General features: G+C 37.4%; 9 protein-coding genes and 1 pseudogene. 7 read left to right on the forward strand and 3 right to left on the reverse strand.

The features are described 5' to 3' along the window. A partial coding sequence (locus tag QVB70_RS03660) for a hypothetical protein (RefSeq protein WP_287583494.1) occupies positions 1-2780 on the reverse strand: 2780 nt, incomplete at its 3' end. Between the two features lie 435 nt (positions 2781-3215). Between QVB70_RS03660 and QVB70_RS03665 the strand changes: the two genes are divergently transcribed. From QVB70_RS03665 to QVB70_RS03680, 4 genes are all read left to right on the forward strand, one after another. After that, a complete protein-coding gene (locus tag QVB70_RS03665) occupies positions 3216-3710 on the forward strand; it encodes an NADH-quinone oxidoreductase subunit I (protein ID WP_287583496.1) in 495 nt (164 codons plus the stop codon). 353 nt (positions 3711-4063) lie between these two features. Beyond that, positions 4064-5272 (forward strand): transposase, encoded by a 1209-nt coding sequence (locus QVB70_RS03670; protein ID WP_287583510.1) that lies wholly within the window; start codon positions 4064-4066, stop codon positions 5270-5272. Positions 5273-5327: 55 nt separating this feature from the next. After that, positions 5328-5600: a hypothetical protein gene (locus QVB70_RS03675; protein WP_287583498.1), complete on the forward strand. Its 273-nt coding sequence runs from the start codon at positions 5328-5330 to the stop codon at positions 5598-5600. A 356-nt stretch (positions 5601-5956) separates the two neighbouring features. Beyond that, positions 5957-6571, forward strand: coding sequence for a hypothetical protein (locus QVB70_RS03680; RefSeq protein WP_287583500.1), 615 nt, complete (start codon positions 5957-5959; stop codon positions 6569-6571). Positions 6572-6641: 70 nt separating this feature from the next. On the opposite strand, the gene QVB70_RS03685 is transcribed toward QVB70_RS03680, so the two are convergent. Both QVB70_RS03685 and QVB70_RS03690 read right to left on the reverse strand, forming a co-directional pair. Continuing rightward, positions 6642-6890, reverse strand: coding sequence for a hypothetical protein (locus QVB70_RS03685; protein ID WP_287583502.1), 249 nt, complete (start codon positions 6888-6890; stop codon positions 6642-6644). Positions 6891-7107: 217 nt separating this feature from the next. Then, positions 7108-8358: pseudogene (locus tag QVB70_RS03690) on the reverse strand (RNA-guided endonuclease InsQ/TnpB family protein). Between the two features lie 79 nt (positions 8359-8437). Here QVB70_RS03690 and QVB70_RS03695 point away from each other — a divergent pair. The 3 genes from QVB70_RS03695 to QVB70_RS03705 form a co-directional block, all read left to right on the forward strand. Beyond that, positions 8438-8581: a hypothetical protein gene (locus QVB70_RS03695; RefSeq protein ID WP_287583504.1), complete on the forward strand. Its 144-nt coding sequence runs from the start codon at positions 8438-8440 to the stop codon at positions 8579-8581. 30 nt (positions 8582-8611) lie between these two features. Then, complete coding sequence (locus tag QVB70_RS03700; protein WP_287583506.1) at positions 8612-9712, forward strand: hypothetical protein; 1101 nt, start codon at positions 8612-8614, stop codon at positions 9710-9712. Between the two features lie 288 nt (positions 9713-10000). Beyond that, a partial coding sequence (locus tag QVB70_RS03705) for a glycosyltransferase family 2 protein (protein ID WP_287583508.1) occupies positions 10001-10548 on the forward strand: 548 nt, incomplete at its 3' end.

The following is a 10548-nucleotide window of genomic DNA, read 5'->3' on the forward strand; positions in this document are numbered from 1 at the left end:
CATTCGGGTTCTCCAAGCATATTAGGCAAATCAGGCTGATAACCTTCAGAATTATCTACTAATCCACGATACTCTTCGTCATTTATGATCCAATGACTCTCATCAACAAAGAAATTATCATTTATTTCATCCCAACTAGCGTTAACGCATTGCAAACCCAATAATTGCTCCCAATATCCTGTTCCTAAACTAGTTCCATTTGTGCTATATCGTCCAACATCACCCATAAACCATACAGCCCCTCCATCCATCACATAGCTTGTAACACTCGAATTTAACTTGTCTGAATATAATGAATGATAAGTTGTATCTGGGCTTCCAGTATTTTGCCCTGCAATTACTAGTAAATCACAATCATCTGGAATGCCATTTTCTTCAATATAATAAGTTGAGATAAAATCAAGCTGAGCAGGCAATCGGAAAAATAAGGATTTATGATAAAGTCGTGGTGTCATTCTCGTCCCATCTGCTGCACCATAAAAATCTGAAATTTGTCGCGCGGATACACCGACCATAAAATAAACCTTTGCTATTTTGCGATCGGAAAATTGCTTGTATGTTTTCCATACTTCTCTGAAATCTTCATGTGCTTGCCTGTAATCATCATACCTATCTTCAGGAATATTATATCCATACGGGCTTTGGTGATTATACATAATTGCTGGTAAGGTACCTTGAGCACTTGTCCTTTGTAAAGTGGCTCTTAATCCTTCATGATCAAGATCATCTTGCCATGTTTCTTCCCAATCATTCATAAAAGGCACTCTAGTACTCCAATAGTCCACATAGTTGATGAAATACTCATCATCAATATTAGTTCCTTTCTGATGTTCAAAAATATCTGCACCAAGCCGAATTGCCAAGTCTGAAGATTGTAGTCGATTATCATCACCATCGTACAAAATTACGCTAACATTATGATTTTTTGCTTGATTAATTAAGAGTTTATACCATTCATTATGGATAAGCTTTTGTCTAAAGTATAACCAATCGTTCATAAAAGGAAGTGAATCATTCCTACCACGTGGGAATGCACTGTTTTCTTCAAAAGTAACCCATGAGAGTTTAAAATCATCTTTATATTGTGTATAATTTCCTAAAAACCAGTCAATAACTTTCTTTGTTACCATACCGCTCCAACCCTGATTCCACGCATTCCATACGCCGAGAGCTCTAGTATCACCATAATTAGGATGAATACCGTCAATCGCACACTCTCCATTTGGCAAAGTGCAATTTTCATAATACCAGTTCATCAATTCGAGTAATTTATCTCTTACAAAATAGGGATCATCATCATAATTGCCGATTGGAGCGCCTATTCTGTGATAACCTTCCATATAATAGATTTCATACAAATGATTATGTGTAGCATCGTGTATAGTAAGAATACAAGTTTCGTTATCAAAACTCCATTGTTCATGGCCATTTCCATAGGTCAAATATTGGGCATCGTTAACATCGTAAACGTCCCAATAGTCTTTTTGTTTAAGGCAAATAGAAACATCTCCAAGAAATACTGAAATATCTCCAGTAGGCCCTTCATTCTCTAAGGATTTCATACGTGCTTCGAATTGCATAAAGGCATTATGAGCCCTGAAGTCAGCCCGTCCACTATCTTCGTTATAATAATCTCCATCAGCGTATCCGGAATCAGTGTAATTATCTAACTGTGTCCAAAAAGAATAGCCCATAGTTGATCCACAATAAATTAATCGAGGTTCTATCCAAATTCTATATCCTTCTTTCTTTAACGAGATAATTAAATCCCTAAAATTATCTTTACCCCACTTACTGTTAATTGGACTTAAGGGATACTTCCAAGCAACATTGATTTGAATTATATCACCTTCTTGTGCTCCACAGCCTTCCATTCGATCCAAAATATACTGTGTCATATTTGTTTCATCGTATTTTAGATCCCATGCCATAGCGATAGTGCCGCGATAATCATAGACTTCTATTCCCAATGACAAATCTCCAGAAATAGTTATGTTTTTACAGTACATTCTCATCCCATAAACCTCACTTGGCGTGGGAGGATAAATTTCAACGTAATAATTACCAGCGGCTATTTCGGTAAAGGTTATTTCACCATTTATATCGGCTTGACCATAAGCAGTTTTGTTCCAATGTTCATTCGCCAATTTTACCCAACAATAGCTATAATCTTCTTTCGTTACATCTTCAATTATATGAAGTCGTAACTCATAGGATCCTCCTCCAAAGATAGGATCAAAAATAACAGAATCAAATACACTCAAATTTCCACTATATCCAGTAATTTTGAGTGTATGCCAACCCTCTGGTATCTCCAAATAGTAAAAGGTATCAGTAGTATTCCCTTTAGTGACATTATCCAGTTCTATTTCAAAATAATCGAAATCTCCTGTAGCATTCCAAGTTGCGTTGACATATTTTGTTGCTAAAATCGTACCATTTAAAGGATGTGTGATTGTTATGTTCAACTCTTCGTTGTTAGTTGTGTTTGAATCTAATGCCAGATGGTTAATTCCAGATCCATTATAGGAAATTATATGTGGAGGAATGTCAAAAGGTGCCCATTCTTCAACCGTTTCGGAAGATTGCTCATAAATCTCTTCGAAATCATCTAAAGTTAAAACATATTGGGGGGTCTCTATTTCATCAACAGTATTTTCACTTTTTAATAGTTCTTCATCTATTTGTGTTGCATTATCGTTTGAAAATGCATGCTGAACTGGAAAGATAAACGTTGAGAACATTAACAAGACTATAATTAACAAAATTCTTTTATTCATTCTTTTTAAACCTACAAAGCTATTCTGGACTCAGAAATATAATATTCAACCTGCAATAAAAATAGTTGGAAAAATTCAAAATACTGACTCTCCGCTAAGAATTGGATCCTACCCATCAGAATCATTTAGAGAATTTTTTTTAGCCAGATATTTGCTTGTTTTAAAAAGTTTACGAACAAAAGGGTAAATTCTACGCATTTTTTTAAATGTTGTAGTAAAACTCTCCGCAAGTCTAGTAAAATCTTCCGCAATATCTTACTTAAAACAGTCAAATCAGTCAACAAACTGTTGAATTTTCGATCCTGAAACCGCATGTGTTAATTTATCGAAAATCAAAAATCATATCAAGTTATATGATTCTTAAAAGAAGTAGGAACGTTAGTATTTTCTTTAAATAAAAAACATATATCTACGAAAGCACTATGGTCAAGGTAATTGGGTTCAAATGAAGCGATAAACATCTTTAGTAAATTATCAATAAATCTTTTAATTCAAAGTTACTTAAATCATAAGATTGGTCTTATTATGGAAAAACTAAACGTGAAGAAGACAAGGAAATTAGATTTATGTGTTTCTTGCGAGATTTGTTCTGCTGTATGTCCTGAAAATTCGATTATAATGGAGTATGATTTTGGTCAATTTCTTCCAAAAGTTGATGATGAAAAATGTACAAAGTGTGGGCTTTGCTTAGAACTTTGTCCAAGTATTGATATTGACCCCTTAAATTTCAGATACAACAAAATTACAACTAAGATGTTAGTGGGAGATCCTTTAGAAATTTATACAGCTTTTAGTAAAAATTTAAAAATTAGAAATAAGTCCACAAGTGGTGGGTTAATCACTAACTTCATTACTGCACTAATCGAAAATAAATATTTTGTGGTAAATTATCTTAGTATTCCAAGAATCAAGACAGTGCAAGTTCAATAGATGTGGTGACAAATTAACGGGATTTTTGGCTAATTGCGAATAAAGATGTGTTTGTAAGTCAAATAGGTTTCTTAAAATCATTTTGAAAAGCTTAAATCGTGGTTTTACATGATACGACACAAGAAAGCTCCATTGCTTGAGCTTGGGGATGAATGGTGTCAAGATAGCATATTTTTTAACTTTTTGCTGTTTTTTGCTGAGTTTATAAACCAGGATGGAGTACAAACCGTGAGAACTGGTGGTGTACATTAGGTAACCTGCTATTATATAGTATGCGGAGCACTCATACCATGTCAACCAAAAACCAACGGATCAAAGCTACCTTGAAGGACACTAAGGAGCGCCGTAAACACATGAAATGTCGGGTGTACACTGTGAAGCTAGACCGCTCTCATGCTAACCACGAATCGTTATCTCGCTTAAAGCATCTCTTTTTGGAAGCTAAATGGCTGTATAATTACTGTGTAGGGCATCCTAACGTGTTTTCTATCGATGATAAAATACAGGAAGTGCCGGTGAAGCTGAAAGACCGCTTTGAACGACGTCCATTGAGGCACTTATCGTCACACATGCGACAGAGCATTATCACACGCACCCAGCAGAATATTCGTAGCTTAGCACGTGCAAAAGCCAAGGGGCACAAAGTAGGACGGTTGAAGTTCAAGTCGTATGTAAATTCCATCCCGCTCAAGCAATACGGCAACACTTACAGCATTCTCAACGGCAACTACGTGCGGGTTCAAGGGATACCGAAAAAACTGCGTTTCAACGGTTTAGAACAACTGCCGCCTGAGTGTGAATGTGCCAATGCTACTCTTCTGCACCAGCATGGCGACTATTACCTGGCGATCACGACCTATACGCCGCGAGACCATATACTGGCGATGGTAGTTCCCACACAATCAATTGGCATTGATTTTGGGGTAAAAAACCAGTTAACGCTGTCGAACGGGTTGCGTATACGCTACACAGTGCCAGTTACACGCCGTATAAAGCAGTTATGCAAACAATTAAGTCGTAAACAGTACCGCAGCAGGAATTGGTGGAAAACGCTGTATAAGTTGCTTAAAACCTACGCCAAAACTACCAATATTAAACGAGATATCCGCAATAAACTGGTTCATTTCTTGCACACTACTTTCCAAATGGTATGTTATCAAAACGAGAATCTACGCGCCTGGCAACGCCTGTGGGGTCGAAGAATGTTGTCAACCAGCCTGGGTGGGATAATTAGCATGCTTGAAACAAAGGTGCAAACACCGGTGGAAATAGACCGTTTCTTCCCCTCCACCAAGACCTGTTCGCGTTGCGGTCATCAGCGCCCCATGAGTTTAGCCGAACGTACCTATGTGTGTCATCATTGCGGTCTGGTAATAGATCGTGATCTTAACAGTAGTCGTGTGATAGAACACGAAGCACATAAAATCCTAGGTAGGGGACCTACCGAATTCACGCCTGCGGAGACTAATACCTCTACCTTAACGTTGGAGTATCTGAATCAGATAGCCTACGTTGAGGCAAGCATGGTCGGGGAAACAGGAAGTCTCACAGCTTTAGTGTGAGGTAGTTCACCAAAAATCATAAGAACTTCGAATTTCGTGTTAATGTTAGATAACCATGAAATCATATATTGTAACCCCGTTCAGTAAGCTTGAAAAAAACTCAAATACTTCCGCAGAAAACTTTGATGAGATTAATGCGGCGATTAAGTCTTTCCTGAAAAAACCATCTATTTTAGCAGAATTAGAAAAACCATTTGAAAAAGTAATAGGGTACAATTTTTTTAACAAAGCGCTAGATAACAGTTTTGATGAGAAAGTCAAAGAGTTAATCGCTAGCGGTATAATGTTCAAAATTGATGAATACGGAAAAATGATAGTACTTGATTAGAGATTAATGATTGTGAGTAACAAATACTGATTTTTGACATGCCAAAATAAATCTTCAATACATTGAAAAAGACTACAGCATATCCCTATTTTGCCATAAGATATTGTGATAGTATCAAAAAAGTATACGCTTTTTCAACATATCATTTGATAAGATTATAATTAAGATATATATTATGACAAGGTATTTGCGAATATTACAATTATTAACAGAAAAACTGCGAACCTGTCCACAATCTTTTTTAGACCGTGTATGGTATAAACACACAAGGATATTGTATTTGCCTATTATATGACTTCATCTAAATTTGTAGACTATATGTGCTTTGAAGCGCTTTATGAAGGAGGAAGTTAATTATGGGGCTTTTTAACCGAATTAAGAGAAATAACGAAGAAGAAAACCCAGAAATGCAAAAGGAAGAAGTTATAGACACCAATTCTCCAGAAATTCCTCCTGAAATGGAACAAGAGCATGAAATAGAAGAAATTGTGGAAGAACAAGACGTTGAAACAACCATCTCTGACGCTAATGCAGAACATCTAGAAGAAGAGAAAGAAGGTGAGACTGTACCGATTGAGACCACTGAGATAGTTGAGCAACAGGAAGAAGAATTAAAAGAAGAAAATGTAGAAGTAACAGTAGCGAAGGAAGTTAAGAAAGAAGTACATATGTCAGTACCTGAAGAACAAGACGTTGTTGACGTAGGTATTATTGAAATGGAAGATATTCCAGAAACTGAAACCGAGCGTGTTGATCCCTTAGTTGATTCATCAAAGAAGTACTACTCTGATGTTAAATTAAGCGTATTAGAGAAGCGGCTAGATACGCTTCTTCATACGAAAAAACAACTGCTCAGCAATCCAAAACCAGACAACAAGAAACTAGAGGAAATTATGCTATGTATTCAAGTCATTAAAAGTGAAATAGACGATGTAAAATATGAAGCGTGCCGTTTTTCTTCAGAAGTATAATAACTAATTAGACTAATTTTAGAGAAATCCGCTAATCTCAAAAAGTGCTGCCTATTTCGAGAAGAGTCCACTAACGGGAATATCCTTTTTCAAGAACGACTCCTGAAATGGCAAAAATATAGACTACCCCATTTATGAATACACTTTGCATAAGGTTATTTGCAGTCCATATAAATCCAGCACTATAAAGGAATGGATCAAAAACACTTGCAACAATTAAAATAGCAGAAAAAGTCATTAGAGCGGACTTCCATCCGCTATATTTTGCAAGGTGGTAGGCAAGTAATAAGAAACCCAATCCTTCGACTAGATACAACATATGCTTTTAAGACGCCAATATAATAAATAATTTCTGGGAAAAACTTTCGTACATCTAGTAAAAGTCTTCGCATTATTTTTTTAAAAACTAGAGAGTTTTTCGCTCCTTTAAACAAGGTTTCTAAGGGATTTCTTGGTATAATACAAATGAGACTACGTGAACTACCACCCTACAAGTAGGGTGGCTTCCTGAATCATCCATTCCCCAGCGGGACATGTCAAACAGGCTCTACGGGCAGTTCCTGCCCTGATGGTGATGATGATGATGAGAGTGATGTGTCATAGTGAGTGGATCGCTGTAACACCGTGATGGCAGAATTTTGATCTTTGACTAACACCAACCCACAGTACGGACAGCTGTGGATACGGGTTGCCAGTGTTTTCGGCACCAGTTTGCCACACCTACTGCACAATTGTGTGGTGTGATAAGCACTCACATACTCTACCAGCGTACCAGCTTCCTCCGCTTTGTACTCGGTAAAACGCATGAGTTGCCCCCAACTGGCGTCACTAATCGACTTTGCTAAATGATGGGGCTTCACCATGTTGGTGATCCTAAGCTGCTCATACACAATCAGGTCATACGTATCGACCAGTTTCCGACTGAGTTTATGATGAAAGTCCTTCCGCTGATTACGTATCTTTCTGTGTACCTGTGCTACCTTCCTGTTCTGCTTGTGGCGGTTACGTGAGCCCTTCAGCTTCCTGTCTTTTCTTCGCTGCACTTTAGCAAGTTGATTCTCCGAGTGTCTCAACCAACGGGGGTTGTCTATGGTGTCGCCATTATTGAATGTCAGTAAATTCGTCAACCCCACATCCACACCTATTGCCTTCTGTATGGCTCTCTGAGAAGAGGCAGGAGGCGCAGGATCAGGCAGTTCGACTGAAAAACAGGCATATCAGTGGTCAACATCGCGTTTGATAGTACAGGTCTTGATCTCGCCTTCAGATGGGATAGCTCGGTGGAGTTTAATGGAAATATTCCCGATTTTCGAGAGGCGAAGTTTCTTGTTGTTCTCTTCAAGAACAAAACCGCTTTGAGGATAGGTGAAGGAGTCATACCTGTAGTTCCCTTTAAAGCGTGGGTAACCTGCTTTTTCACCGTTGTTAAGGCGTCGAAAAAAGTGCTGGAAGGTTTTATCCAGGCGTCTCAGCACGTCTTGCAGTACCTGTGAGTGCAGCGCTTGCAAAAACGGAGTGGTCTGTTTGGTGTCTGTGAGTTGGTTGGCTTGCTCGGTATAGGTAACCGACCGTTGTTCGGTTGTCCATGCATTTCTGCGCTCAGCAAGTGAGGTATTATACAACATACGGCAGGTAGTCAGCCATTGCCTTAGGATAGCCTGCTGTGATTTGGTGGGATACAGGCGAAATTTATAAGTGCGGTTCATAGTAGGTAGTATCCGCACACTACTATTTAAACTGAGAGACACTATGCTGAAAGTGAAACCCGTAAAACACAGGCGATTCATCCACCCAACAAGTTGGGTGGTCTTCTCGCCAGCTAAGCTATAAAATAGTTGTTGATCTTTCTAATCATGAAGGGATACAATGAAATGCCAAATGTTAAAATCATATTTTTCTGTTAAAGATACAGGAGTGAAGAATATTCGACTTGGAAATATAGGAGTTTTTGCTAAAACCCAAGATGATTGGAATGCACTATTAGCTCTCGCAGGTGAAGATGCAATTTAAGGTGTGTAATTTCTCAGGAAAGGTGCTGTAATGAGTAATAGAAATGATGAAGATATTGTTGATCGTATTGTTTTACGGCAAGCCTTGATGACAGTTATTTCAAACTTTGAAGACGTTCTGAGAGAAAATGTCTATGAAACAACTGCTCAAACACCTCAGGTAATTGATGTGCGCGATGTAGATGAAGTCACTAGATTTGGAGCAACTGGACAGGTTCATCTGGTAACTATCGATTTTAGTAGTGAATTTGGCGCACATCAAACAATGTGGGCTATAAAATTCTCTTCTAGTGGAGAAAAAGTCTTCTCAGAAGCATCTAACTCGCGCTGGTTATTTAAACAATTAGAATATTTAAATTATGGTAACCTACGTACTCCAAAACTACTTTTTGCCTTTCCGGAAGAGAAAATTTTGATATACGAAGGAATTCATGGTGATACATATTTTCAAGCTGATGTAGCACCAAGAAAGAAGGCAGTGCTTGCAGGGCGACTATTAGCTGCAATTCATGGGTCACCTACGCGTTCAGTTGATGCTGAAAGTTATGAAAACCTCATGGCCTTAATGTTGTTAGACTTGCCGATCTCTGCTTTGCGAAGAGAAGCTATTGGTAAGGCAAGTTCGATATATTTTGAGGAAATGAAAGACTCAATAGGTGGAGGCAATATTTTTGGTGATTACCACCAAAGAAATGTAATACTTAGTAGAGAAAAACAAAATACTCATTTGCAAAAAATCTATGTTATCGACCCTGAATACATGATGTTTGCAGATAATTGCCGATGTGAAGATATTGCTAACTTTTTTGTTTTTCAACTCATTGAAGAGTATAAAAATACACATTCAATAGATGAGACGCGATCTGCGCTGCATTTTTTTCTTTTAGGATATAACCAAGTTCTCAGGGACTTTAATCTATCACTTAATGAATTATATCCACACATGCCATTAGAATTTCATTTAGCATATCATATTTTCATAAATATTCGAATGAGGATAAAACGCTCTAGACAGAAATTGAAAGGATCTAAGCAGGTAAATAAACGTTCCGTACAAGACTTCATTGCAGAGGTTAAAGAATTAATTTCTCTTGCAGAGTTTTTGTTAAAAGAACGTCCTCTGACAAGTTAACTCTAGAAGTGATCAAATGATATTTAATGACCTGAGTGTTGACTTTTCTTTTCTGTTAATAACTTGTGCAATGTTAAGCAAGACATAATTTATGTGAACTACCTCACGCTGAAGCTGTGGTGCTTTCTTGCTTAGTTGTCTGTAACTTTGATCTTGTCTAATATCATTTCAAATTCACACCTTTCATACTAATTCATTTATAAAACATATAATTAGAACTTGGCTATACAGTCTTTCACATTCAGAGGATATTTCTTTTCAAATTTCAATGAAAATGGCGAACCGAAAATGAAACAGTCGAAACAATCTGAAATAGAAACTGAATCTAGAAGCAAAAGAATCGAAAATTCCACTCCTAAATCGTTAAGTGTTTCGATTGTCATCCCTGCAAGAAATGAAGAAACAAACATAGCTCAGCTGATTTCGAGGATTGAAAAGATATTTTCTTCTAGTCGTCCCAAAGGCAGTTTTGAAATAGTTTTAGTTAACGATAATAGCAATGACAGGACAGGAGAAATCGCAGAACAGTTAAGCAATGTTTATGGGAATATCCAAGTTATTCATAGGACAAAAGATCCAGGATTTGGACGTGCAATAAAGACAGGGCTCAGAAGTGCACGAAAAGATGTTATAATTCCGATGATGGGTGATAATTGTGATGATCCAGCAGATGCACTGAAGATGCTTGAAGAAATAGAAAAGGGCTTTGACTTTATAGTAGGTACACGATATAACAGAGGAAATATTAGTGGTATGTCAATATTAAAAAGAATTTCTAGTCAAGGTTTTACTGTGTTTAGTAACTTCTTAGGAGTTTCAATGAGTGACATTTGTAA

Origin of the sequence: Candidatus Borrarchaeum sp., assembly GCF_019058535.1 — an archaeon.
Lineage (GTDB): Archaea > Asgardarchaeota > Sifarchaeia > Borrarchaeales > Borrarchaeaceae > Borrarchaeum > Borrarchaeum weybense.

Bases quoted from the DNA above. Each gene is read 5' to 3' on its own strand.
- QVB70_RS03670 (WP_287583510.1), top strand. From the start codon at position 4,064: ATGAAATGTCGGGTGTACACTGTGAAGCTAGACCGCTCTCATGCTAAC.
- QVB70_RS03675 (WP_287583498.1), top strand. From the start codon at position 5,328: ATGAAATCATATATTGTAACCCCGTTCAGTAAGCTTGAAAAAAACTCA.
- QVB70_RS03680 (WP_287583500.1), top strand. From the start codon at position 5,957: ATGGGGCTTTTTAACCGAATTAAGAGAAATAACGAAGAAGAAAACCCA.
- QVB70_RS03685 (WP_287583502.1), bottom strand. From the start codon at position 6,890: ATGTTGTATCTAGTCGAAGGATTGGGTTTCTTATTACTTGCCTACCAC.
- QVB70_RS03695 (WP_287583504.1), top strand. From the start codon at position 8,438: ATGAAATGCCAAATGTTAAAATCATATTTTTCTGTTAAAGATACAGGA.
- QVB70_RS03700 (WP_287583506.1), top strand. From the start codon at position 8,612: ATGAGTAATAGAAATGATGAAGATATTGTTGATCGTATTGTTTTACGG.